The organism is Mesorhizobium sp. WSM4816 (assembly GCF_055811535.1).
On record NZ_JBVVQR010000033.1, the window covers coordinates 1 to 24,915 of the forward strand.

At 63.4% G+C, this 24,915-nt stretch carries 24 protein-coding genes; 14 read left to right on the plus strand and 10 right to left on the minus strand.

Annotation, left to right across the window (positions count from 1 at the left end):
* Window positions 1-345: 345 nt before the first annotated feature.
* The 5 genes from AC0L3H_RS25935 to AC0L3H_RS25955 are packed head-to-tail and all read right to left on the minus strand — an operon-like array spanning window position 346 to window position 5,010.
* Complete coding sequence (locus AC0L3H_RS25935; protein ID WP_473587357.1) at window positions 346-936, minus strand: DUF447 domain-containing protein; 591 nt, start codon at window positions 934-936, stop codon at window positions 346-348.
* Between the two features lie 3 nt (window positions 937-939).
* Complete coding sequence (locus AC0L3H_RS25940) at window positions 940-2,334, minus strand: DUF6513 domain-containing protein (protein WP_473587358.1); 1,395 nt, start codon at window positions 2,332-2,334, stop codon at window positions 940-942.
* On the minus strand, window positions 2,327-2,878 hold the full coding sequence (locus AC0L3H_RS25945; RefSeq protein WP_473490792.1) for a flavoprotein: 552 nt from the start codon (window positions 2,876-2,878) through the stop codon (window positions 2,327-2,329). The genes AC0L3H_RS25940 and AC0L3H_RS25945 overlap by 8 nt, the downstream gene beginning before the upstream one ends.
* 3 nt (window positions 2,879-2,881) lie before the next feature.
* Window positions 2,882-4,723, minus strand: coding sequence for a (5-formylfuran-3-yl)methyl phosphate synthase (locus tag AC0L3H_RS25950; RefSeq protein WP_473587359.1), 1,842 nt, complete (start codon window positions 4,721-4,723; stop codon window positions 2,882-2,884).
* A complete protein-coding gene (locus AC0L3H_RS25955; protein ID WP_473587401.1) occupies window positions 4,720-5,010 on the minus strand; it encodes a hypothetical protein in 291 nt (96 codons plus the stop codon). The genes AC0L3H_RS25950 and AC0L3H_RS25955 overlap by 4 nt, the downstream gene beginning before the upstream one ends.
* Here AC0L3H_RS25955 and AC0L3H_RS25960 point away from each other — a divergent pair.
* From AC0L3H_RS25960 to AC0L3H_RS25985, 6 genes are all read left to right on the plus strand, one after another.
* Entirely contained in the window at window positions 4,949-6,199 is a 1,251-nt protein-coding gene (locus tag AC0L3H_RS25960) for an ABC transporter substrate-binding protein (protein WP_473587360.1), read from the plus strand. The genes AC0L3H_RS25955 and AC0L3H_RS25960 overlap by 62 nt on opposite strands.
* Before the next feature lie 66 nt (window positions 6,200-6,265).
* Window positions 6,266-7,192 carry a YVTN family beta-propeller repeat protein gene (locus tag AC0L3H_RS25965; protein WP_287137524.1) on the plus strand — a complete coding sequence of 309 codons (927 nt, stop codon included), beginning with the start codon at window positions 6,266-6,268 and terminating at the stop codon, window positions 7,190-7,192.
* 73 nt (window positions 7,193-7,265) lie between these two features.
* Window positions 7,266-7,760: a cupredoxin domain-containing protein gene (locus AC0L3H_RS25970; protein ID WP_091596883.1), complete on the plus strand. Its 495-nt coding sequence runs from the start codon at window positions 7,266-7,268 to the stop codon at window positions 7,758-7,760.
* Between the two features lie 86 nt (window positions 7,761-7,846).
* Window positions 7,847-8,635, plus strand: coding sequence for an ATP-binding cassette domain-containing protein (locus AC0L3H_RS25975; protein WP_128173332.1), 789 nt, complete (start codon window positions 7,847-7,849; stop codon window positions 8,633-8,635).
* On the plus strand, window positions 8,632-9,507 hold the full coding sequence (locus tag AC0L3H_RS25980; protein ID WP_473587361.1) for an ABC transporter permease: 876 nt from the start codon (window positions 8,632-8,634) through the stop codon (window positions 9,505-9,507). Before AC0L3H_RS25975 ends, AC0L3H_RS25980 begins: the two co-directional genes overlap by 4 nt.
* Window positions 9,507-10,136 carry a hypothetical protein gene (locus AC0L3H_RS25985; RefSeq protein WP_473587362.1) on the plus strand — a complete coding sequence of 210 codons (630 nt, stop codon included), beginning with the start codon at window positions 9,507-9,509 and terminating at the stop codon, window positions 10,134-10,136. Before AC0L3H_RS25980 ends, AC0L3H_RS25985 begins: the two co-directional genes overlap by 1 nt.
* Before the next feature lie 23 nt (window positions 10,137-10,159).
* Here AC0L3H_RS25985 and AC0L3H_RS25990 read toward each other — a convergent pair whose 3' ends face one another.
* The 4 genes from AC0L3H_RS25990 to AC0L3H_RS26005 all read right to left on the minus strand — a co-directional run bounded on the left by AC0L3H_RS25990 (window position 10,160) and on the right by AC0L3H_RS26005 (window position 13,447).
* Window positions 10,160-10,360 carry a hypothetical protein gene (locus AC0L3H_RS25990; RefSeq protein ID WP_023797709.1) on the minus strand — a complete coding sequence of 67 codons (201 nt, stop codon included), beginning with the start codon at window positions 10,358-10,360 and terminating at the stop codon, window positions 10,160-10,162.
* A gap of 268 nt (window positions 10,361-10,628) precedes the next feature.
* Entirely contained in the window at window positions 10,629-11,444 is an 816-nt protein-coding gene (locus AC0L3H_RS25995; RefSeq protein WP_473587363.1) for an oxidoreductase, read from the minus strand.
* Between the two features lie 72 nt (window positions 11,445-11,516).
* A complete protein-coding gene (gene fabF, locus AC0L3H_RS26000; RefSeq protein ID WP_473587364.1) occupies window positions 11,517-12,821 on the minus strand; it encodes a beta-ketoacyl-ACP synthase II in 1,305 nt (434 codons plus the stop codon).
* A 47-nt stretch (window positions 12,822-12,868) separates the two neighbouring features.
* Window positions 12,869-13,447 (minus strand): TetR/AcrR family transcriptional regulator, encoded by a 579-nt coding sequence (locus tag AC0L3H_RS26005; RefSeq protein WP_473587365.1) that lies wholly within the window; start codon window positions 13,445-13,447, stop codon window positions 12,869-12,871.
* Window positions 13,448-13,530: 83 nt separating this feature from the next.
* On the opposite strand from AC0L3H_RS26005, the gene AC0L3H_RS26010 reads away from it, so the two are divergent.
* From AC0L3H_RS26010 to AC0L3H_RS26030, 5 genes are all read left to right on the plus strand, one after another.
* On the plus strand, window positions 13,531-13,989 hold the full coding sequence (locus AC0L3H_RS26010; RefSeq protein ID WP_473587366.1) for a nuclear transport factor 2 family protein: 459 nt from the start codon (window positions 13,531-13,533) through the stop codon (window positions 13,987-13,989).
* A gap of 437 nt (window positions 13,990-14,426) precedes the next feature.
* Complete coding sequence (locus AC0L3H_RS26015; protein WP_473587367.1) at window positions 14,427-14,837, plus strand: hypothetical protein; 411 nt, start codon at window positions 14,427-14,429, stop codon at window positions 14,835-14,837.
* Between the two features lie 35 nt (window positions 14,838-14,872).
* Window positions 14,873-15,982, plus strand: a complete 1,110-nt coding sequence (locus tag AC0L3H_RS26020) for an efflux RND transporter periplasmic adaptor subunit (RefSeq protein WP_473587368.1) — start codon at window positions 14,873-14,875, stop codon at window positions 15,980-15,982.
* A gap of 2 nt (window positions 15,983-15,984) precedes the next feature.
* A complete protein-coding gene (locus AC0L3H_RS26025) occupies window positions 15,985-19,095 on the plus strand; it encodes an efflux RND transporter permease subunit (RefSeq protein ID WP_473587396.1) in 3,111 nt (1,036 codons plus the stop codon).
* A gap of 164 nt (window positions 19,096-19,259) precedes the next feature.
* The gene (locus AC0L3H_RS26030; RefSeq protein ID WP_473587369.1) at window positions 19,260-19,835 is read left to right on the plus strand and encodes a TetR/AcrR family transcriptional regulator; all 576 of its coding nucleotides are present in this window, start codon (window positions 19,260-19,262) and stop codon (window positions 19,833-19,835) included.
* A 43-nt stretch (window positions 19,836-19,878) separates the two neighbouring features.
* On the opposite strand, the gene AC0L3H_RS26035 is transcribed toward AC0L3H_RS26030, so the two are convergent.
* On the minus strand, window positions 19,879-20,835 hold the full coding sequence (locus tag AC0L3H_RS26035) for a LysR family transcriptional regulator (RefSeq protein ID WP_473587370.1): 957 nt from the start codon (window positions 20,833-20,835) through the stop codon (window positions 19,879-19,881).
* A 120-nt stretch (window positions 20,836-20,955) separates the two neighbouring features.
* On the opposite strand from AC0L3H_RS26035, the gene AC0L3H_RS26040 reads away from it, so the two are divergent.
* Genes AC0L3H_RS26040 through tkt form a run of 3 tightly spaced genes read left to right on the plus strand, consistent with a single transcriptional unit; the run spans window position 20,956 to window position 24,912 of the window.
* Window positions 20,956-22,002: a class 1 fructose-bisphosphatase gene (locus tag AC0L3H_RS26040; protein ID WP_023797695.1), complete on the plus strand. Its 1,047-nt coding sequence runs from the start codon at window positions 20,956-20,958 to the stop codon at window positions 22,000-22,002.
* Between the two features lie 5 nt (window positions 22,003-22,007).
* Window positions 22,008-22,880, plus strand: a complete 873-nt coding sequence (locus tag AC0L3H_RS26045) for a phosphoribulokinase (RefSeq protein WP_077373871.1) — start codon at window positions 22,008-22,010, stop codon at window positions 22,878-22,880.
* A gap of 10 nt (window positions 22,881-22,890) precedes the next feature.
* Window positions 22,891-24,912 (plus strand): transketolase, encoded by a 2,022-nt coding sequence (gene tkt, locus AC0L3H_RS26050; protein ID WP_473587371.1) that lies wholly within the window; start codon window positions 22,891-22,893, stop codon window positions 24,910-24,912.
* The last annotated feature ends 3 nt before the right edge of the window (window positions 24,913-24,915 follow it).

A 24,915-nucleotide genomic window follows, 5' to 3' on the forward strand; every position in this document is an offset into this window, starting at 1 on the left:
CGGGGGCTGCGCGGCGGACACGCCAACGTCACCGCTGAATGCCACGCCATTTTTGCAGAACTTGACGCACACAACTGAACGTCAGCTTTTGAGCAACATTTCGGCTCGGGAATGGCCGGTTAGGGTCAGATCACGACGATGCCCATTGTGAGCTGAATGTCCGCCCTAGAAGATCCGTAGCCAGAAGCTGAACGTCTCCTTCCGGCCCACTCCAGTCATCGTGCATACCGGGCTCAATGCCCGCAAAAGGATCGAACACCGCCGTTTGAGATCAGCGCCACCGCCACCGCGTACCATGCTAAAACGCGTCAGCCCGGACGCTTACCCTGGTTCAGCATATCCGGTTCACCCCCGCGCATCCTCGCCGTTGGCATCCTCGGCCGCGAGGTGATCGCAAACACGCTGCATCAGCCAGCCCCAGGCTTCTTTCTCGCCCTCGCCCGCAGTCTTTTCGATGGCAATCGAAAGGTAGGCGATTTCCGCCTCGATCTTGTCGCGCGGCAGCATGCCGAGCCGGCTGACCAGGATGGCCAGTTCCAGCACCGCCGCCTTGGCGCGGTTGAAGCCGGTGAACGGCGCATGCGTTTCCTCCTGCACCACGCGGCAGAAATGGCGAGGCCGCATGGCATCGTCGTCGACGCTTTCGACTTCGAGGACCGAATGCGCGAGCGCCGCTGCGAGACGCGGCACTGGAAACCCGTCGACGGCAACGGTCGGCCAATGCTTGCGGCCAGTCAGGCAGCCGGCAAAGATGCGGACGTCATCGGTGTAATTGGCAATGGCGAACGGCACTTCGGCGAGATTGTCGAGCGTGATGGACGGCCGGAACGGCGCGATGACCCAGCCGTCCTCCTCGGCGATGATGCCGATCGGCGCGATGTGGACGTCGCCGGCTTTGTTGACCGTAGTGATGATCGATTCGCGAATGAACGGCATGGTTTAGCGCTCTTTCTTCGCGCGGAGCGTGTGGCCCGGTTCCGCAAGACGGCTGCGGTCGGTTTCGGGAGCCGGCGCGGCAACGCCCCATGCGAGCGGCTCGTCCTGCACATAGCGCTTGCCGAGGCGCCACGCGATCTCGGCCTTCATCAGTTCGGCGCCGAGATAGAACGCGTGTGCTCCATCCGCCTCAACGCCAAGCCCGGCAAAGAGTTCGAACGCATCGGTGGCAACCGCGTGCCCCTTGCCGTTGAAAACATGGATGCCGTCCTCGGCGGTCATAATGCGGAAGTTGGTGTCGCGCACCTCCGCCGCCAGTGCTGCGATGTCCTCGGTTGAGGCGGTGAACGGCTTGCGGTCGTGAACCTGCAGCAGCCCTGGATGGTAACTTCGCGGCAGCGCACCGTCACTCTTGGCGGCAAACAGGATGCGGCGGGCAATGTCGTGCTCCTCGATGGTTCGCAGCGTGTGCGGGCTGACGTGCACGGCAAGCACGTTTCGGATCTGAAGTTCCGAGCAGAGCCCGGCCAGAACCGCGGTGACGCCGGAACTGTCGGCGTCGGTCAATTCGGTGAGATTGCCGGTGCCCATCAGCAGCTCGACCTCGGGCCAGCGGCGGCGCGCCTCGATGAAACGCGCGAGTGAGGCGGCAAAGCCGAAATGGATCGGGTCGAGCACCGGATCGGCGAGGAAGGCGATGCCGGCCTTTTGCGCCGCTTCGATGGCCCGTCCGAGCGAATCCAGGTCGCCGGGCGTGGACGGGATCAGCACTGGCACGGCCTTGTGGTCCAGGGCCAACGGCAGCGTGTTCTCATCGAGGCTGAGAAGAAAATCCGCACCGGCGCCTGCGCCGATCGACAGTTCGTCTGACCTGGCGGAATCGACGCTGACCAGAAATCCCTGTGCCTTCAGCTCGCGCACCGCCTCTTCCAGCAATGGAAACGGTGTTTCCGGCAGGCAGCCGAGATCGATGACGTCGGCGCCGGCCGCGGCCAGCGTCCGTGCTCTCGCCACCAGCGCCTCGACCGACAGCATCGGCGCATCGACGATTTCGGCGAAGATGCGCATGTCGTGACGCGAAAGGTCGGGCGCCTCGCCCGCCCGGCCGAGAAAGGCCGGCAGATCGGCGATCTCGTCGGGCCCGCGCACGAAGGGCACGCCGAAGTGGTTCGACAGATGCTCGATGTCGCCGCGATAGCGGCCGGGCAGGATGACGCGGTCGGTGCCGCCTGCCAGGCTGAGCCGCCGCTTGATGATGTCTTCGCTCATCAGCGCCGCGACCTTGACGCCGATGTCGATGATCTCCCAGGCAAATTCGGTTTCGCCCAGTCCGGCCAGCAGCCTTTCCAGCCGAACCTTGGCCAGATGGCCCGTAAGAAAGACCAGCCGCTCAGCCATGGCTTGCGAGTTCGGCGTGGCGCCGCCTGACCGAGGCTTCGAGATCGGCAAGCGACTCGACCACCTGGGTTCGCTCAAAACTCTTCAGCTGGTTGGTATTCTCCAGGTCGATGCTGCGCGGATAGACCTTGACCAGCCCATGCGGCGCCATGGTTTCGAGTTCCGGCGCGGTGTCGCAGGCAAAGACGATGGCCGGCACCCGGCATTTTCCGGCCTGGGCAAAGACGTTGGTGGCGAGCGTGTCGGAAATGCCGTGCACGCATTTGGCGACTGTGTTGGAGCTGGCCGGCGCCACCACCACCGTATGATAGACGCCGTGATAGAATTCGCCGACCGGGATCGCGCTCGCCGTCTTGTCGTGCAGCACGCGCGTCGTCTCCGGGAAATCGAGCTTGAGCTTGTACATGCGCAGCACTTCGTTGGCGGCTTTCGACACAAAGACATCGCAATGCTCGATCTGGTGGATGAGTGCAAAACTCTCCGTAAAAAAATGACCGGAACCGGTCAAAACCCATGCCCAGCGCGGCGTATGCAGCATCGCCATCGCCTACCCTGCTTTTCTTGCCGACCGGATCAAAGCCGCGATCGCAATGCCGGGCAGAGTGCCCGCCGCGAGCAGCGCCCCGGCCTCGGCGGCATCTTTCGGGCCGGCGAGGTGGACATCGACACCGTCGGGCAGCATGGCGGCGAAGCCGGCGTCGACGATGCCTCTGGCCGCCAGGCTGTCGATCGTGTCGCTGCCGGAGAAGGCGCCGGTCTGCTTGATCAAGAGCAGCGCGTTCGCGCCGAGCTTGCCGGCAAGCCAGGCGGCAAGCGAATCGGAGGTAACATCCCAGGACGCCGGAATGTCCGGCGCCGGCAGCGCCAATGACGACGGCAGCCACACCGGGATCTTCTCCGCGTCCAGCGCCCGCCGCATTTCTTCCAGAGACCGTGCCGGAGCCAGCCTTTCGTCACGGTCGAGGATGACCTGGGCGAACTGCTCCATGGCGAGGATCGCCATGGCGTGGGCGGCGGTGTCGGAAAAATCCATGTAAATCTGCGTCTCGCGCACCTGGTCGGCGAACAGGCCGCCGCCGGGCACGATGGCGATCGGCAGCTGGGAGCCCGCCAGCGCCGCGATCCAGCTTTCCAGTTCCGCCGCATGGACGGTGCTGCCGCCAAGCTTGACGACGGACGGCTTGACGGCGGCTCGCCTGATGGCCTCGGGCCTTTCCTGTCGCGGCCGGGAAACGGCGCCTTGGTCTTTTCGCCCGGCAGGGCCGGAGGCGACGCCGCGGCCTGCCGATTGGCGCTTGCGTTCGATCTCGACGCCGACGCCGCCTGGGCCGAGTTCGAGTTTTTCCACCCTTACCGTGACCCGCACGACACGCGGGTTCTCCAGGATGTAGGTCGCCACCTGCTCGGCCAGGGCCTCGCTGAGCTGGATGTGGCCCCGCGCAACGATGGTGCGGATGCCGTCCATGATGATGTCGTAGGAGAAGACATGGCGCATGTCTTCGGGATGGTCGGTGACTTGCAGCACGTCGGCGGTCACGTCGAAACGCACTTTTTGGGTATGGCCGTGCTCAAAACTGTAGGCGCCGATCTGGACCGGCAAGACAAAGTCCCGCACGAAGATCTTGTCGGTGCCCAGTGTCGGGTCGGTGCCCGGCGAATAGCCCCTCGCCGCCAGCAGGCGGTAGTCGATGCTCGAAGCGCCGCCGGCCCGGGATGCTTCCGGGATCAGTTCGCGGATCTGCGCAACCGCCTCGGCGCTGATCGAACCCACGCGGCCGGAATCGCCGCACAGCGCCCCGCGAAAGCCGAGAAAATCGGGGGCGAAGGGCAGCAGGCGTGGAATATCAGGGGCTTCCAGCGATCCGCTCAGCCCAACCATGAGGCCGAGCGATTTCGCTCGATCGATGAATCCCGGGATACGCTCGGGCGGCAGATGGTCGAGCAGCCGCCCGTTGGCCTTGTTGGCCGTGTCGACCATGGCGCCATGGAAGCGATGTTCGGCAAGCATCGGCAGAAGCTCGAAGTCCGGCGTCAGGTCGGCGAAAAGCACGGCGATCAGTTTCGTTCGCGCGGCGAGCGGTTCGAGCGCCGCGGCACAAGCCGCGACATTTGCCGACGGAAAAAAACCTATCTTGACGTAATCGACGCCGGCGGCAGTGATCTCTTCGGCCCTGGCGCGGATCGTCTCGGGTTCCATCGGCAGGTCGCCACAGACCGCGCTGACCGGCGCCCGGCCGGCGATCAGCGAAATCGTCCGGCGGATGGTCTGCGTGGACACCGCGCCCAGCGCTCCCGCCTTCGGATCCTTCAGGTCGACGATGTCGGCACCGCCTGAAAGCGCGATCTCTGCCTCGTCGACGCCGGTGACGCTGGCCAGCATTCTGGTCATTGACGGACTTTCTCCGGCATGAGGAAAAGGACGCTTTTGGGCCCGAATACCGAAATCCGCTCGGTCGCGGTTCGGGCGAGCAGGCATGGCACTAAAGCAGACGTGAGAAGTCCACTTTCAGGGTTTGATAAATTTTGCGGGTCAGCTAAGCTCATCGCGGGCACCTTGACTTCGCGCCGCTCCGACAACAATCGGACTTTAGCGCAAGAACGGGTAATTTTATCGATGACGAGCGCGGTGCCGGGCACTCTGGCGGCCTTTTTGTGCTTTTTTTTCTTGACCGTCAACGTTGCGGGCGCGCTCGCCCAGGAAGCGACGGGCAAGCAGCCGACCGCAACGGCCAAGCCGGAAAAAAAAGTAATCGAGATCAAGATAGGCTATTTGCGCGCCTATGCGCCGCAGTTGGCCTTGTCGGTGCTAGACGTCCCGCCGCGCGATGAAGGTGTCGCCGGCGGCAATGTGGCGATTGCCGACAACAACACGACCGGCAGCTTCCTCGGCCAGAAATTCAGCCTCGACGTGACCGAGGTGAAGCCGGATGCCGATGTCGTCCAGGCCTTCCAGGAGATGATCGCCAAAGGCAACCGCTATGTGGTCGCAGACCTCTCGGCCAGGCAGTTGCTGTCGATCGCCGATCTTGCCCGCGACAACGGCGTTTTGATCTTCAACGCCGGCGCCACCGACGACAGTCTTCGCGAGGAGGAATGCCGCGCCAGCATCTTCCACACCATCCCGACGCGCAGCATGCTCGCCGACGGGCTGGCGCAATATCTGATCTGGAAGCAATGGCGGCGCTGGGTACTGATCTACGGCTCGCACGAGCGCGACCAGCTTTTTGCCGAGGCGCTGCGCCGGGCGGCGACGCGCTTCGGCGGCGAGATCGTCGGCGAAAAACTGTTCGAGGATACCGGCACGGCGCGGCGGACCGATTCCGGCGTCGTCCAGATCCAGCGGCAGATGCCTGTCTTCACCCAGGACCTGCCCGAGCACGATGTGCTGCTGGTCGCCGACGAAAGCGAGGTGTTCGGCACCTACGTTCCGTTCCGTACCTGGATTCCGCGGCCGGTCGCCGGCACCGCCGGGCTCACCCCCTTGGCCTGGCATCCGGCCAGCGAGCAATGGGGCGGCACACAGATCCAGAACCGCTTCGCCAAGGCAAACGGCCGCCGCATGGTTTCGAAGGACATGGCGGCGTGGACCGCGGTGCGCATCCTCGGTGAGGCGGCGACCCGTACGCAGGGCGCCGACCCGCGCAAGATGGCCGATTTCATCCGCTCCGACGATTTTTCGATCGCCGCCTTCAAGGGGCAGAAACTGACCTTCCGCAAATGGAACCAGCAGTTGCGGCAGCCGATCTTCCTCGGCGACACCAGGTCGGTCGTCTCGACATCGCCGCAGGAGGGATTTTTGCACCAGCTGTCGGAGCTCGATACGCTCGGGGTCGACGAGCCGGAAACAAAATGCGTGCTTAAGTAGAAAAGATTGGGAGGAATTTCGGTGCAGAGACGAGCTTGCGCACTCGCCATCGTTGCGACCGGCTTAATGGCCGGTCCGGCGTCGGCCTACATGGCCTATGTCTCCAACGAGAAAGACAACACGATGACCGTCGTCGACACCGCGACGATGCAGGTGGTGAAGACCGTCAATGTCGGGCAGCGTCCGCGCGGCATCACCATCTCGCACGACGGCAAGCACATCTATCTCTGCGCCAGCGACGATGATTCGATCGAGGTCATCGACACGGCGTCGCTGGAGATCGTCGATACCTTGCCTTCCGGGCCCGACCCGGAGCTGTTCGTGCTGTCGCCTGACGGCAAGACGCTCTATGTCGCCAATGAGGACGACAATCTCGTCACCGTCATCGACATCGAGGGCAAGAAGGTGCTGGCGGAAATCCCGGTCGGCGTCGAACCGGAGGGCATGGGTGTCAGCCCGGACGGCAAGACCATGGTCAACACGTCGGAAACGACGAACATGGCGCATTTCATCGATACGTCGACGCACGAGATCACCGACAACGTGCTGGTGGATGCGCGTCCGCGCTTCGTCGAGTTCACCCCCGACGGCAAGCAGGCCTGGGTGAGTGCCGAGATCGGTGGCACGGTTTCGGTGATCGACAATCAAACGCGCGAAGTCGTCCAGAAGATCACCTTCGAGGTTGCCGGCCTGAGGCCCGAATCCATCCAGCCGGTCGGTGTGCGCATCACCGCCGACGGCAAGAAAGCCTATGTGGCGCTCGGGCCGGCCAACCGCGTCGCGGTGGTCAACACCCAGACATACGAGGTCGAGAAATACGTGCTGGTCGGCCAGCGCGTCTGGCAGCTTGCTTTCACCCCGGACCAGAAGACCATCATCTCGACCAACGGCGTGTCGAACGACATCACCTTCATCGACGTGGCGACCGACGAGCCGGTGCAGTCGGTGACCGTCGGCGCGCTGCCATGGGGCGTCGTCGTCTCTCCCAAATGAATCCCGCCACATGAACCATTGAATAAACCAAGTGAATCAAACCGACAGAAAAACAGCAGAAGGGCAGGAAATCATGCGGAAATTTCGGGCAGTCGCTTTCGCCGCGCTGGTGGGCATGGCGCTCACCCAGGGCCAGGTCTCGGCGCAGGACGGCGATGACGATGACGCCGCCGCCGGAGCGGCCAGCACGGAGGCCAGTCCGAAAGCCGAGAAGGCGACCCGGGCCAGCAAGGACGTGCCGGAACTTATCCTCGGCAGCAAGGAAGACCAGTTCACCGCCAACCAGAAGGATTTTGAGCTGATCGCCGGCCAGGGCTATCGCTGGAAGATCACCGCGGCGGGCGGGCTGGAGTACAAATTCCACACCGACCTGTTCCGCAATGTGTGGAACAACCAGATCGTCATCAATGACCTCGAGGTGCACATGAACGGCGCACCCGCATGGCTCGAATTCGACGCCGACGGCACCATCCAGGTACAGTTCACCACCGTGAGGCCCGGCATCTACACATGGTCGGTGCCCGACCTCGCCGACAAGGGCATGAAGGGCACGATCACGATCAAGTAAGGTTTGAAAAAGCAGGACCTGCGCGATCGCGCCCCGTGGGCTAGACTTGGGCCAGACTATTGTCGACGACAAGGGAGCGAGCCGGCGTGCAGCATGTGAGGACAAGCGGACCGGGAGATCAGGTGGCGGCGCTCGACGTCGCCGCCGTCAGCCATTCCTATGGTTCGAAGCCGGCGCTCAACGACGTCTCGTTCTCGATCGCGCCGGCGACGTTCACAGTTCTTCTCGGTCTCAACGGCGCCGGCAAGACGACGCTGTTCTCGCTGATCAGCCATCTTTACGACACGCGCCGCGGATCGATCCGCATCTTCGGCCATGACGTCAGCCGCGCCTCCGGCGAGGCGCTCAGGCGGGTCGGCATCGTGTTCCAGGCGCGCACGCTCGACCTCGATCTCAGCGTCTACCAGAACCTCTCCTACCACGCCGCGCTGCATGGCATCGGCGGACGCGAGGCCCGGCAGCGCATTGCCGCGCTGCTCGATATCGTCGACATGCCGGGCCGTCAGCATGACAAGGCGCGCAGCCTTTCCGGCGGCCAGATGCGGCGCATCGAGATCGCCAGGGCGCTGCTCCACCGCCCGTCGCTGCTGCTGCTCGACGAGGCGACGGTCGGTCTCGACATCCAGTCGCGCGCCGGCATTCTCGCCACCATCCGCAAGCTCGTCGAAACCGAGGGCATCGGCGTGCTGTGGGCAACGCATCTGATCGACGAGGTTGACGACGGCGACCATGTCGTCGTGCTGCGGCAGGGCGAACTGGTCGCCAAGGGCAAGGTGGCCGATGTCGTCAGGACGAGCGGCGCCGGCTCGATCCGCGACGCCTTTTCCAGGCTCAGCCGCATCGAGGCGGCCGGCACCGCGGGGATATCGCCATGAGCGCTCCTTCAATGCCCGAAAAAGTCGTCGGCATCATCCCGGCGAAGTTCGAAAAATTCGGCCTGCGTCACTATCTCATTTGCCTCAAGGGCGTCGTCCTGCGCGAATGCCTGCGCTTCCTGCACCAGCGCGAGCGCTTCATATCCTCGCTGGTTCGGCCGCTCATCTGGCTGTTCATCTTTGCCGCCGGATTCCGGCAGGTGCTCGGCGTGTCGATCATCCCGCCCTACAAGACCTACGTGCTCTACGAGGTCTACATCACGCCGGGGCTGTGCGGCATGATCCTGTTGTTCTCAGGCATGCAGTCTTCGCTGTCGATGGTTTATGACCGCGAGATGGGCAACATGCGCACCCTGCTGGTCAGCCCCTTCCCGCGCTGGTTCCTGCTGGTGTCGAAGATGCTCGCCGGCGTCTCCGTATCGATCGCGCAGGTCTATGCGTTCCTGATCGTTGCCTGGTTCTGGGGCGTCAAGGCGCCGCCGATCGGCTATCTCATGGTGCTGCCGGCGCTGTTCCTGTCGGGAATGATGCTTTGCGCGCTCGGCATGCTTTTGTCGTCGATGATCAAGCAGCTCGAAAATTTCGCCGGCATCATGAACTTCGTCATCTTTCCCGGCTATTTCGCCTCTCCGGCGCTCTATCCGTTGTGGCGCATCCAGGAGGCGAGCCCGCTGCTGCACAAGATCTGCCTTGCCAATCCGTTCACCTATGCCGTCGAACTGATCCGCTTCGCCTTCTACGGCCAGATCGAGTGGCTGTCGCTGGGCGTCGTTGCCGGCTGCACTGTTCTGTTCCTTGCCGCCGCCATCATCGCCTACGACCCTTCGCGCGGCCTGGTAACCCGCAAACAAGACACCGGAGGAAATGGCTGATGGCACGAATGAGCCTTGTTCGCAGCCTGGCTGTGGTTGCCATGCTCGCGCCGAGCATGAACGCCAGGGCAGCGAATACCGATCCGGACTGGCCCTGCATACAGCGCAAGGTGCCGCAACTCTCGCTCGGACAGATCTGGAACGGGCCGGAGCTTCCGCCAGCGGCGAAGGACTTTTCGAAGGACCCTGCCGTCTCCGGCCTGGTCGAGGAGGTGGCGGCCCGGCGGATGCCGATTGCCGAAGCCCAGAAGAAGATCAAGGATTTCGCCGCCTCGCTGCCGGCCGAGCAGCTTGCCCCGAAGATGGCGATGCTGGTGCAAGGCATGTTCGATCACATGGACGCGGAGCGTTCGCAGGTGATCTCAGGCATTTCCCGGTACGCCCACAAGCAGCTCGAAATGGCCGCCGTCTTGCGCAAGGCAGCGTCCGACGTCGATGCGTTGCGGGCAAAGCCGGATGCGGATCCCGACGACATCGAACGGCGAACCGAGCAGCTGAAATTCGCAACGCGAATTTTCAATGAACGCGTCCAATCACTGACTTACGTCTGTGAAGTGCCGACGATCATCGAGCAGCGGCTTTATCAATTGTCCAAGGCCGTCTCGGAAACGCTCGCCGCGAAGAAGTAGAACCTCTATCTCCGCAGCGGATCTCACGTTCCCCGGCCGGGCAGCACGCGCCAGCGCTGCACGAAATAACCGGGATGCGTCTCAATCCACTGGGCGACCAGCGGCTGCGCCTGCATGAAGGCGGTCCCTGGGTTCATCGCCAGGCCGTCCACCATCTGCTCGCGTTGTTCACAGGTCTGCGGCACATCCGTCAGGCAGACCATCATAACCAGCGTATAAAGCATTGCCCCATTACCCCCATCGAATCCCGAACCCCATGCCCGGGAGTTTCAGTGATACCGACCAGTCTGCAGGGTCGCACATACAGATCGCTTACGGGTGTGAAAGGACGTGCCCCCGCTCTTTCGCACCGCAATATAACATATCGCTTATCTAACACCAACAACCGCAGGGCGTTGTTCTAGGCAATTGCTTCAGGTTGCGCTGCGCCAATGCGGCGCCGATGTTTCCGGCGTCGATGATTCCGATCTTCACGGGGTGTCTTCGATGTCGTCAGACCGGCAGCCCGTTCTGCTTACGCAGGCTCTTGTCGAATGCGGATGCGGGGACGAAACGGCGCAGGAGACTGACCTGGCGCGCCATTTTTCCCGCAGCATAGCGCCTCTTCGGAACGGGATCGGTCGCAGCCGCCAAAACCGTCTTGGCGACCAATTCGGGCGAATCGCCTTTTTCCATTGCTTTCCGCACGACTGCGTTCATGCCAGCGCGCGCAGCGTCATAAATATCAAGCAACTGGTCCGGCTTGGCGAGATTATCTTCAAACGACGTGCGGGTATAAGCGGGTTCGACCAATGCAACGCGAATCCCGAACGGGCGCAGTTCATGGTCGAGCGATTCGGAATAGCCTTCGATGGCATGTTTGGTCGAAGCATAAAGTGCGAAATAGGGAGCTGGGATGAACCCCTGCACCGAACTCAGATTGACGATCCTACCCTTGCCTTGTCGGCGCATTATCGGCAGGACCGCGTTGGTCACGCGGAGCACGCCGAAGACGTTCACATCGAACAGTGCCTGAGCCTGGATCATTGAGGACTCTTCCGCGCCACCAAACAGACCCATGCCGGCATTGTTGACGAGCAGATCGATGCGCCCGGTCTCGGCCAGCACGTCATCGACCAGTTTCGCCACCGACGCGTCATCGGTCACGTCACAGGCCAGCATGGTCGGGCCGTCGGAGTTTTTGGCGGCTGCGCGACGGCTGGTGCCGAACACGCGAAAACCGGCGCTTTGCAAAGCTATGGCCGTCGCGCGCCCGATGCCGGAGGACGCCCCCGTCACCAGGGCGACGCCAGGATTGGTGTTGTTCATTGAAATCATCTCTTTCTCTGGGTTTGGACTGATTTTGGATTGGCGTGGGGGAAGCACGAAAGGTCGGAGGCGTCAGTTATGAGCGCCTCTGGCGTTCGCACCGGCGAGTTCATCCGTCCAGCGCCGGAACAGCGCGCTGGCATTGACGCCGCCAAAGCCGAAGCCGTTTGAGATCGCGTAGTCCATTGCCATCGGCCGGGCCTGGTTTGCGACGAAGTCGATGCCGTCGCCGGCTGGATCCGGCGCGCCCAGATTGAGGGTTGGCGGCGCCACCTGATCCCTGAGCGCCAGGATTGCGAAGATGGCTCCAAGCCCGCCGGCGGCTCCGAGCAAATGTCCGGTCGCCGATTTGGTTGCGCTGACGGCGATGGTGGAATCTGCGCCGAAGAGTGTTTTGATCGCCGCCATTTCCCCGAGATCACCGACCGGCGTCGAGGTCGCGTGCGCATTGAGGTGGCGAACCTCACGCGGCGAAATGCCGGCCTGGGCCAGCGCGATCTGCATGGCTCGGCGCGCCCCGTCGCCATCCTCGGGACCGGAGGTGACGTGATGCGCATCCGCCGTCGTGCCGTAGCCGACGAACTCGGCGAGCGGTTTCGCACCGCGCGCCAGCGCGTGGCTCAATTCCTCGATGACCAGCACGCCGGCTCCTTCGCCCATGACGAAGCCGTCCCGCGACACGTCGAAAGGCCGTGACGCCTGAGCCGGCGCCCAGTTGAAGCCGGTCGAAAGAGATCGTGCTGCAGCAAAACCACCAAGACTGACGATGTTCATGCAGGCTTCCGTCCCGCCGCACACGGCGATATCGGCTTCGTCGGCGCGGATGAGGCGGGCCGCATCGCCGATCGCCTGGATGCCGGCCGCGCACGCCGTCACCGGCGCGCCGAGTGGCCCCTTGAAGCCATGGCGGATCGAGATGTGGCCCGCCGCGAGGTTCACCAGGAAGGACGGCACCGTAAACGGCGAGAGGCGGCGGACGCCGCGCTGGTCGACCGTGCGCACCGCCTCGGTGATGGCGGGGAAGCCGCCGATGCCGGAGGCGATGATCGTGGCCGTGCGCAGGCGATCCGCTTCCGAGACGGGCGCCCATCCTGCTTGCGCGAGGGCCTCTTGTGCAGCGGCGAGCCCGAAGATGATGAACCGGTCTACCTTACGCTGGTCCTTCGCAGCCAGGACGGTATTCGGATCGAAACCAGCGTCCGGATCGTCTTCCAGCGAGGGAACCACCCCGCCGATCTTGGCCGGGAGGTCTGCCACCACATCGTCCGGAAGCCTGCGGATGCCCGAGCGACCGGCCAGCAGCCGCGACCACGACGCTTCGACATCGGCAGCAAGGGGCGTGACCGCTCCCATGCCTGTAACAACAATCCGTCGCATCTATTTTCCTATCAATTTGGCTGCGTCGCCAGCGCTGCGCACGCCGTTCAAGCGGCGGCTGCTTCGCGAACCTGTCCGGTCGCCGCGTCCAGGAAGGCCTGGGCGAGATCCGGATCGTTGACGACGCGCGACAGCATCAGCGCGCCGACCATCGTCGAGAGAATGGCCATGGCTTTTCTGTCGGGCTCCTCAGCTTTGGCGTCGGCAATGAAACGGCCGAGGATTTCGAGATGCTCCTTGATCCCGGCTTCGAACGACGCTTTCACCTCGCTGCCCTGTCTGGCGGCATCCGAGCCGAGCGCGACAATCGGGCAGCCGTCCATCTTTTCTCCGCGATGGCCCATGCTGAGGTAGAATGCGATCACGGCGCCAAGCGGATCCTCGGATTTTGCCGCAGTCGCGGCCGACCAGCGCAGCGTGGCGCTCTCCATCGCCCGCCTCGACGCCTGCACCGCCAAATCGTCCTTGGAGGCGAACTGCTTGTAGAACGCGCCCTGGGTCAGCCCGGCAGCCTGCATCAGGTCTTTGAGGCCGATGCCGTCAAAGCCGCGCTCCCGAAAAAGCCGGCTTGCCACATTGATCACGGTTTCGCGGTTTTCCGCCGCCTGAATCCGACTCACACGCATGTAGACCTCCTTAAATTAGCTTGCGTTCGACATCTATAACAGATATAGAGTACGAACGCAATCCAATTTGGAGGAGAGGTCAAATGCTATACAGTCATATCGTCGAGAAATCGATCCGGCAGAGCTTCGACCACGTCAACAACCATCGCTGGGATGAGGCGGTGAAAGCACTCGTGCCGCATGTCCATCACCGCGTTTCCGGCGCCCACGCGCTTGGTGGTGAGCGCCACGACAAGGAAGCCGTGCGCCGCTGGTTTGAGCGCCTCGGCCGCGTCCTGCCCAATCTCCATCTCACGGTCAACCATGTCTGGGTGAAGGGCTGGCCGTGGCACACCACCGTATTTGCCCAGTGGGACGGCACCGCGACGCTGCTCAACGGCGACGCGTCTTACGTCAATAGTGGCCTGCATGTGTTCACCCTGCGATGGGGCAAGGTCTATGCGCTTGAGGAATTCTACGATTCACAAGCAGCGGCCCGCGGTCTTGCCGCCCAGGCGGCAGCTGGCCTCGAAGAAGCTGTCGCCGAACCAATCGTAGGCTAGCAGAAGCGCAGTCAGCGGCCCGCAGCGTAACCGCGGGTACGCTAGCCCGTGGCCATGCCGACCCCATCAGCGCGTGCTCGACGGCCGCTTGCGGGAACCGCTTCGACAGCCGCTCGTCGTTGACGGTCGCGAGAGGAGCACCGCGCCGGCCGTTGTCGAGAGAATGGCCTTGCAGTTGGGCTCCTTGCCCTGCCCTCGCCAACCCAGCTATCGAGCATTCCAGAGTATTCCCTGATCCCCGGCCTCGAATGATGCCTCACGTCGGCGCCCTGCCCGGCGGCATCCGAACCGAGCGCGTCAATCGGGCAGCCCCTCCATTCTGTCTGCGCGATGCGCCTGCGACTCACATGCATCATAAATTTTCATTTTTTAGATTGCATTCGTAATCTAACTCAGTTATAGAGTTCGAACGCAATCTAAAACGAAGGAGATACGAGATGATCCGCAACACCCTGAGCGCCTCGGTTTTGGCCACGCTGTTTCTTGCCGCCCCGGCGTTTGCCGAGGAAGCCACCATAGGACGCCCGATCGAAGCTGGCAGCCTGCACGAGGGCCACCTCGACATGGTCGTCTATTACGTCCCGGTCGAGGGCGACCTCCTGGAGGTCACCGCCACCTTCGCGCCGAAGACCGGCGGCGATCCGCAGCGCGTCGTCATGGGCCTCGCCGACGGCGACTCCGTGGCATTTTCGATGCCCGGCCACCGCGGCCCGCTCTACGCGTTCTCGCGGTCCGGCGAGGAGGTGACGGTGTCGTCCGAGACAGGCATGCGCGCCGATGCCAATGCACCGACCCGCCTTGCAGACGGCAGCCTGCGTGCTGGGCTCGCGTCCGTCGGGCCGATGTAAAGGTCAAACCCAATCTTTTTTGAGAGGCGACGAACGTGAAAAAGAGACCCGCTGTTGTACTGGGGAGCGTGCTGATCGCGATGTCAGGAGCGGCGGCATTTGCCATACTTGCCATTCCTACGCAGGGAGCCTCCGCCGTAGGCGACCCGAGGCAGGAAGCGCCGATCGTCAGACTGGTGAAGGCAGCGCCGGTGAACGGATCCGAACGCGGCTTCACCGGTATTATCGGGGCGAGGGTGCAGAGCGATCTCGGCTTTCGCGTCCCCGGCAAGATCGTGGAGCGGCTCGTGGATGTGGGTCAGGAGGTCAAGGCTGGTCAGCCACTGATGCGCATCGACGACACCGACCTTCGCCTCGCGCTCACGGCGAAGCGCAACGCCGTTGCTGCAGCGCGCGCAACAGTCGTTCAGGCGAAACCGGATGAACGGCGATACGCCAGTTTGCTTAGGGATGGATGGGTTCCCCGTCAGCGCTACGAGCAGGCGAAGGCTGCGGTGGATACGGCCGAGGCGCAACTCGCCGCCGCCGAAGCAGAAGCACGGGTCGCCGAGAACGAAGCGATCTACGCGGTCCTGCTGGCGGACGCGGATGGAACGGTGGTCGAAACGCTTGGCGAGCCGGGACAGGTCGTCTCCGCCGGCCAGACAGTGGTCCGGATCGCCAAGGCCGGCTCCCGCGAAGCGGTGGTCGCGCTTCCCGAAACGATCCGGCCGGCGATTGGGTCGGCGGCCGAGGCCAGCGTGTATGGCGGCGACGGACGTCGTTATACGGCACGTCTGCGGCAATTGTCGAACTCCGCCGATGCCCGGACCCGTACCTATGAGGCCCGTTATGTGCTCGACGGTGAGGCCGCGGCAGCACCGCTTGGCGCGACGGTAACCATTCGGCTTGCGGGCCAGGCACGCCAGCGCGAAGTCCAACTGCCGCTGGGAGCCGTGCTCGATGACGGCGAGAAGACTGGGGTCTGGGTCCTGGACAACGCCACCTCGACCGTAAAGTTTCAGCCCGTCAAGCTTGTTCGTGTGACCAGCGAAACCGCTGTGGTCTCCGGACTGAACTCCAGCGATCCGATTGTTTCGCTCGGCGCCCATCTCCTGCAGGAGGGCGCTCGCGTCAGGACTGCGTCCGAAATCAGGGGCAACTGATGATGAACCTCAATCTTTCCGCGATCGCCGTTCGTGAACGCGCCGTCACGCTGTTCTTCATCCTCCTGCTGGTGGCCGCCGGCGCCTACGCTTTCGTCATGCTCGGGCGGGCGGAGGACCCCAACTTCACCATCAAGACCCTGACGGTCACGACGGCATGGCCGGGCGCGACGGCGCGCGAGATGCAGGACCTCGTCGCCGAACCGTTGGAGAAGCGGCTTCAGGAGTTGACCTGGTACGATCGGGTCGAGACGACCACACGGCCGGGTTATGCGTATATGATGGTCACGCTGAAGGACAGCACACCGCCAGCTGTCGTGCAGGAGGAGTTCTACCAGGCCCGCAAGAAGCTCGGGGATGAAGCCCGCAACCTGCCGTCGGGCGTCTTCGGCCCCTTCGTCAACGACGAATATTCGGATGTGAGCTTCGCCCTTTACGCGCTGAAGGCCAAGGGCATGCCGATGCGCGAGCTGGCGAGGCAGGCCGAGGCGATCCGCCAGGACCTCCTGCACGTGCCCGGCGTCAAGAAGATCAACATGCTTGGTGAACGTCCCGAACAGATATTCGTCGAATTTTCCTATGCCAAGCTGGCTACCCTCGGCGTATCGGCACAGGACATCGTCGCCGCCTTGCAGCGGCAGAACACCCTCACGCCGGCAGGCTCGATCGACACAAAGGGGCCGCGAGTCTTCATCCGGGTCGATGGCGCTTATGACAGCGTTCAGGCGATCGCCGACACGCCGATTGCCGCCGCGGGGCGGACGCTGAAGCTCTCCGATATCGCCGAAGTCCGGCGCGGCTATGAAGATCCTCCCACATACCTCATCCGACGTCAGGGTGAGCCCACCATCATGCTCGCGGCTGTCATGCAGGAGGGCTGGGATGGTCTCGCGCTCGGCAAGGCGCTGGAGGACAGGACGGCGGCCATCGCACAGACGCTGCCGCTCGGGATGACGCTCGACAAGGTGAGCGACCAGGCCGTCAACATCACCTCTGCGGTTGACGAGTTCATGATGAAATTCGCGATGGCGCTCGGCGTGGTGCTGCTGATCGCCCTGATTAGCATGGGCTGGCGCGTCGGCATCGTCGTGGCGGCTGCCGTCCCCCTGACGCTAGCCGTCGTGTTCCTCATCATGCTGGAGACCGGCCGGTTCTTCGACCGCATCACGCTCGGCGCCCTCATCCTGGCGCTCGGTCTTCTCGTCGACGACGCCATTATTGCCATCGAGGTGATGGTGGTGAAGATGGAAGAAGGCATGGACCGCATCAAGGCGGCGGCCTATGCGTGGAGCCACACTGCGGCGCCGATGCTGTCCGGAACGCTGGTGACGATCGCCGGGTTCCTGCCGGTGGGCTTCGCGCGCTCGACGGCCGGCGAATACGCCGGCAACATCTTTTGGGTCGTAGGGTTCGCCCTCATCGTCTCCTGGATCGTCGCGGTGGTCTTCACACCTTACCTCGGCGTCAAGATGCTGCCCGCGATCAAACCGGTCGAAGGCGGTCACCACGCGATCTATGACACACCCAATTATCGGCGCTTGCGGCGGCTCATCACCTTCGCCGTGCGCCACAAGTTCATGATCAGCGGTATCGTTGGCATCGCCTTCGTGCTTTCGGTTGTCGGCATGGGCTCTCTCAAACAGCAGTTCTTCCCGACGTCCGACCGCCCCGAAGTGCTGGTGGAGGTTCGCCTGCCGGAAGGCACCAGCATCGAGACGACGACCGCTACGGTCGAGAAGCTCGAAGGCTGGCTGGACGACCAAGCCGAGGCCAAGATCGTCACGAGCTATGTCGGTCAGGGGGCACCCCGCTTCTTTTTCGCAATGGCGCCGGAACTGCCTGATCCTGCCTTCGCCAAGATCGTCGTGCTGACCCAGGACGCCGAGGCGCGTGAGGTGTTGAAGCACCGCCTCCGCGAGGCGGTGGCAGAGGGGCTTGCACCCGAGGCCAATGTCCGCGTCACGCAACTCGTGTTCGGCCCCTACACGCCGTTCCCGGTCGAGTTCCGGATTATCGGACCTGATCCCGCGCAGCTCTACAGCATATCCGAGAAGGCCCTCGACATCATGCGGGGCGTCCCGGACGTGCGTCAGGCCAACCGCGATTGGGGCAATCGCACACCTGTGCTCCGCTTCGTCCCGGATCAGGATCGACTGAACCTCATCGGCCTGTCGCCGGCAGAGGTGGGCCAGCAACTCCAGTTCTTGCTCACCGGCATCCCCGTTACGCAGGTTCGCGAGGACATCCGCAACGTCCCCATCGTCGCACGCAGCGCCGGCGGCGAGCGGCTGGATCCGACACGTTTGGCGGATTTCACACTGATGAGCCGGGACGGTCGCCCGATTCCGCTCGACCAGATCGGCCATTCGGAAATCCGTCTGGAAGAGCCGATCCTGAAGCGCCGCGATCGCACGCCTGTCATCACGATCCGCTCGGATATCAACGAAGCGACTCAGCCGCCAGAGGTTTCCAAGGCGATCATGAAGGCCCTTCAGCCGCTGATTGCATCCCTTCCGGCCGGCTATCGCATCGAACTGGGCGGATCGATCGAGGAGGCTGAAAAGGCCAACACCGCACTGGGCAAAGTCTTTCCGGCAATGATCGCCGCCATGCTGATTGTTATCATGCTGCAGGTGCGATCCTTCTCGACGATGGCCATGGTGATGCTGACGGCGCCGCTTGGTCTCGTCGGCGTCGTGCCGATGCTGCTCACCTTCAACCAGCCCTTCGGATTCAACGCCATTCTGGGCATGATAGGACTGGCCGGCATCCTGATGCGCAACACGCTGATCCTGACCGAACAGATCAAGGAGAACCGAGCTGCCGGCCTTAATGACTATCACGCCGTCATCGAGGCGACGGTGCAACGCACGAGGCCCGTGATCCTGACGGCACTCGCCGCTGTGCTGGCCTTCATCCCGCTCACGCACTCCGTCTTCTGGGGATCGATGGCCTATACGCTCATCGGCGGCACGGCGGTTGGCACGGTGCTGATCCTGCTCTTCCTTCCCGCGCTCTACGCCGCGTGGTTCGGCATCAAGCCGACTGCTGACGAGGTCCGTGAGGGCGCGGCGGAGGAACTGGAAATGCACACGGCAATTGCTGCTGAATAGGGCCCTGTTGTCGAGCAGGCGGATCAAGATTTCGCCGCTGGCTTTGCCTCAACATACGCAGGGCCAGTCGCGCGACTTTACCGCTTGCAAATGATCGTTCAGGGCGAGCCCGGCAGATCCATCATCAGTTCTGGAGACATCCATGAATCATCCGGTCCGACGAGGTGCGCGCTCGCATCCTGGAGGTGGCGGAGGCGCATTTTCGCCGCATCGGCTACCATAAGACGTCGGTAGCCGACATCGCCTCCGAACTCGGCATGAGCCGGGCGAACGTCTACCGTTTCTTTTCCTCCAGGGATGCAATCAACGAATCCATCTGCAGGCAGGTCGTGAACGAGGTCGCGGACATCGCCGTTGCGATCGCACGCACCAACGCGCCGGCCTTGGAGAAACTCGACCGGCTCCTGACCGCCGTTCACCAGCACAACAAGACGAAATTGATCAAGGAAAGAAGCATGCACGACTTGATCGTCGCCGCCCTGCGCGAGAATCGGGCGGTCATCAAAGCGCATGTCGAGCGAATGTTGGAAATCCTTGAGGCGATCATTCGTGAGGGGACCGAGGCGGGCGAACTCAAGGTCGAGGACCCGGCAGAAGCGGGGCGTGCGGTCAACGCCGCGTTCACGCCGTTCTTCCACCCGATTCTGATCGAGCACTGCGTTCAACACGGCGAAGACACCGAAGCGGGCCTGCGCACGCAGATTCGCTTTGTCCTGAAAGCTCTCGGCAAATCGAACTAGCCGCCCTGGCAGGTGGCTGCCAGCGACGCATTCCGCCCTCAATTCAGGCGCGACCTCCAATGTTCGGTCCTTCGTGCGGATAGAGCTTGCCGAACAGCGGCAGGTACATCGCGCCCTTGCGCATCAGGAAATCGTGGAACGTCGCCATCGCCGGCGAGATCGCGTGATCGCTGCGCATCACCGAAAACCATTGCCGGCGGATCGGCATGCCGACGACGTCGAGGATGACCAGCCGGCCGGCTTCGGTTTCGGCGGCGATGGTGTGGGCAGAGATGAAGGCAATGCCGAGCCCGGCCATCACCGCCTGCTTGATCGTCTCGTTCGAGCCCATCTCGACGCCGAGATCGTCGATGCGGCCGGGCACGTCGCTGAGGAATATTTCCAGCGAGATGCGCGTGCCGGAGCCGGGCTCGCGGATGAGGAAATGCTCTTCGGCGATCCGCTCCTTGGATATCTCGCGCGCCGACGCCAGCGGGTGGTCGGGCGGCGCGATGATGACCAGCGGGTGATCACCGAAGACCGAGGCACGCACCGGGACTTCCCTCGCCGGGCGTCCCATCAGCGCGATGTCGATGTCGTGGTTCTTAAGACTGTTGATGGTTTCGGCGCGGTTGCCGATGGCGAGCCGCATGTCGATGTCGGGATGTTCCTTCATGAAGCCGGCCATCAGCCGCGGCGCGAAATATTTGGCGGTGGAAACGACGCCGAGCCGCAAGCTGCCGATACGCACGCCCTTGATCGCATCCATCTTGTCTTCGAGCAGGCGAAGCCGCTCCTCGATCGCCTGCGCCGTCTCGACGAAGGCCAGACCTGCGGCAGTCGGACGCATGCCGTCCGACGTCCGGTCGAACAAGGCCAACTGGAACTCCTCCTCGACCTGCCGCAACTGGATCGTCACCGCTGGAGGAGACAAGCCTAACACCTTGGCCGCGCTAACGATTTTTCCATGGCTGATGATGGCCTGAACGGTCTTGAATTGCTTGAGTGTGAGGTTTCTCATGCGCCATACTAAGTTTTTTTTAGCATGAAAGTAAAGTTATTGAATTTTACTTATCCATGGCAGTTTGTTCTCATTCCCCAATCCGGCCGGAGGAGTTTGCGGCTGGATCGGGAGGTTACGATGCCAGCGGCAACGCTCGACGCATTTCTGAATTCCTATCTCGGCCCACCCGACGAACTGCGTTCGGCAGTCGTCGCGACCGTTCGTCAGCTGACGCAGGCCGCCACCAAGGTCCGCAACACCATCAATCAGGGCGTGCTCGGCACCGCCTTTGCCGGGACCCGCAGCGCCAATGCCGACGGCGACATCCAGAAGGATCTCGACATCTTCGCCGACGACATCTTCCTCGATGCCATGCGCCACGCTCCGGTCGCGCTCTACGCCTCCGAGGAACTGGAGCAGCCAGTTCTGCTCGACAGCCAGGCGCCTCTCGCCATCGCCATCGACCCGCTCGACGGCTCTTCCAACATCGACACCAACGTGTCGATCGGAACGATCTTCTCGCTCCTCCCTGCAACTGGCGCGCCGGACGAAAATCCGGCCGCCTCTTTTTTGCAGCCGGGCGTGAAGCAGCTGGGCGCCGGTTTCTTCATCTACGGGCCGCAGCTGGCACTGGTCCTGTCGCTCGGCAGCGGCACGCATGTCTTCGTTCTCTCGACCAGGCTCGGCACCTTCGTTCAGGCCTACGAGAGCCGGATCATCCCGCAGCGTACCCAGGAGTTCGCCATCAACGCCGCCAACTACCGGCATTGGGACGAGGCGGTGCGGCTCTACATCGACGACTGCCTCGAAGGCACTGAAGGCCCACGCGGAAAGGACTTCAACATGCGCTGGATCGCCTCCCTCGTCGCCGACTGCTACCGCATATTGATGCGCGGCGGCGTGTTCCTCTATCCAGGCGACAAGCGCAAGGGTTACCGCCAGGGACGGCTGCGCCTCGTCTATGAGGCCAACCCGATCGCCTATCTCATCGAACAGGCAGGCGGCGCCGCCACCGACACCATCACCCGCATCCTCGAAATCGAGCCCGAGGGTCTGCACCAGCGCGTGCCCGTGGTGTTCGGATCGGCGCGCGAGGTCGCGCGCATCACCCGCTACCACACCGAGCCCAGCGCGATCGGCGAGCGTGCACCGCTGTTCAGCCGCCGCGGCCTGTTCAGGGCCTGAGCATCATGTCGGCAAAGCACCCCATCATCACCATCACCGGGTCGTCAGGCGCCGGCACCACCTCGGTCAAGCGCATCTTCGAGCTGATCTTCCGGCGTGAGAACATCGACGCCGCCTTCATCGAAGGCGACGCCTTTCACCGCTACGACCGCGCCACGATGAAGGTCAAGGTGGCCGAGCAGGAGAAGGCCGGCAATCCGAACTTCACCCACTTCCATGCCGAGGCCAACGAGCTCGCAATCCTCGAAGAGGTGTTTGAGGAATATGGCCGCCGTGGAACCGGAAAGACCCGCACCTACATCCATGACGAGGACGAGGAGAAGCAGTACGGCACGCCGCCCGGACAATTTACCGAATGGCGCGAATTCCCGCCGAGCGACCTGCTGTTCTACGAGGGCCTGCACGGCTGCGTCGTCACCGACAAGATAGACTTGGCCCGGCACGCTGACCTCAGGATCGGCGTGGTGCCGGTCATAAATCTCGAATGGATCCAGAAGATCCATCGCGACCGGGCAACCCGCGGCTATTCCACCGAGGCGGTGATGGACGTCATCCTGCGCCGCATGCCGGACTATGTCCGCTACATCGTCCCGCAATTCTCGCAGACCGCCATCAACTTCCAGCGCGTGCCGATCGTCGACACGTCCAACCCGTTCATCGCGCGCTGGATCCCGACGCCCGACGAATCGATGCTGGTCATCCGCTTCGCCAATCCCCGCGGCATCGATTTCCCCTACCTGCTTTCGATGATCCACGACTCGTTCATGTCGCGGCCGAATTCCATAGTGGTGCCAGGCAACAAGCTCGATCTTGCCATGCAGCTGATCCTGACGCCGCTCATCCTGCAATTGATCGAACGCAAGAACCGTGTGTCGTGAGGAGGACGCCATGAACAGCCAAGCAGCAGCCCTGAAGCCCGTCGCCGCCGTCTCGGAGCACGACATGGCGAACGCCATTCGCGCGCTGGCGATGGACAGCGTCCAAAAGGCCAATTCCGGTCATCCGGGCATGCCGATGGGCATGGCCGACGTTGCGACGGTGCTGTTCGGCCGCTTCATAAACATCGATCCGTCGGCGCCCAACTGGCCCGATCGCGACCGCTTCGTACTTTCGGCCGGGCACGGCTCGATGCTGCAATATGCGCTGCACTACCTGCTCGGCTACGAAGACATGCCGATCGAGCAATTGCAGCGGTTTCGTCAGCTGGGCAGCCGCACCGCCGGACATCCCGAATATGGCCATGCGCTTGGCATCGAGACGACGACCGGTCCGCTTGGACAAGGCATCTCGACCGCCGTCGGCATGGCGCTGGCCGAGCGCATGCTGGCTGCCCGCCACGGCGCCGATCTCGTCGATCATTTCACCTATGCGATCGCCGGCGACGGCTGCCTGCAGGAAGGCATCAGTCACGAGGCGATCGACCTTGCCGGTCACCTGAAGCTCGCCCGGCTGATCGTCTTCTGGGACGACAATGCGATTTCGATCGATGGACCGACGTCGCTGTCGACATCGATGGACCAGCCGGCACGGTTCGAAGCCGCCGGATGGCATGTGCAGTCGGTGGACGGCCACGACACGGAAGCCGTCGCTGCGGCAATCGAAGCGGCGCAGCAGTCGGACCGGCCGTCGCTGATCGCCTGCCGAACGGTGATCGGCAAGGGCGCGCCCAATCTGGGCGGCTCGGAAAAGACGCACGGCGCGCCGCTGGGCGATGCCGAGATCGCCGCGACGCGCGAGAACATCGGCTGGGCCTGCGCGCCGTTCGAGGTGCCGGACGACATCCTGTTCGCCTGGCGCGAAAGTGCCGAGCGCGGGCAAGCGGCGCGGCACGCCTGGGAGCAGCGGCTTGCCGCCTCGCCGCAGCGCCAGGCCTTCGAGAGTGCGGTCGCCGGCAGCCTGCCCGACGCGGTCTTCGAAGCGCTTGGCGCTTTCCGCAAGGAGCATGTCGAAAAGGCGACCAAGGTCGCAACGCGAAAAGCCTCCGAAATGGCGCTCGGTGCCATCAACGCCGCAACCGAGCTGACCGTCGGCGGCTCCGCCGACCTGACGCATTCGAACCTGACGATCACCAAGGGCATGGATCGCATAGCGCCTGGTACCTATACCGGCCGCTACATCCACTACGGCATCCGCGAGCATGGCATGGCCGCGGCCATGAACGGCATCGCGCTGCATGGCGGCTTCGTGCCTTATGGCGGCACCTTCCTGTGCTTCGCCGACTATGCCCGCGGCGCGATGCGGCTCTCGGCGCTGATGGGCCAGCGCGTCATCTATGTGATGACCCATGATTCCATCGGTCTCGGCGAGGACGGCCCGACCCATCAGCCGATCGAGCACCTGGCGATGCTGCGGGCAACGCCCAACCTCAACGTCTTCCGTCCGGCCGACATCATCGAAACGGCGGAGTGCTGGGAACTGGCGCTGAAGAGCAAGAACCGGCCGAGCGTGCTGGTGCTCTCGCGGCAGAACCTGCCGATGCTGCGCCACACACATAGCGACGAGCCACACAGCGACGAGAACCGGTCGAGCCAGGGCGCCTACATCCTGCGCGAGCCGGCCGGACACCGCGCCGTGACGCTGATCGCCACCGGCTCGGAGGTCGAGATCGCCGTTGCCGCCGCCGAACGGCTGGAGACCGAGCACGGCATCGCCGCCGCCGTCGTCTCGATGCCGTGCTGGGAGCTGTTCGAGGAACAGGATGCCGACACCCGCAAGGCGGTCCTCGGCTCGGCGCCGCGCGTCGCCGTCGAAGCCGCAGCACGGCTCGGCTGGGACCGCTGGATCGGCGACACCGGCGCTTTCGTCGGCATGGCCGGTTTCGGCGCCAGCGCCCCTGCCCCGGATCTCTACCGGCATTTTGACATCACGCCCGAAGCCGTCGCCGCAGCGGCGCTGAAGCTCATCATCTAGGAA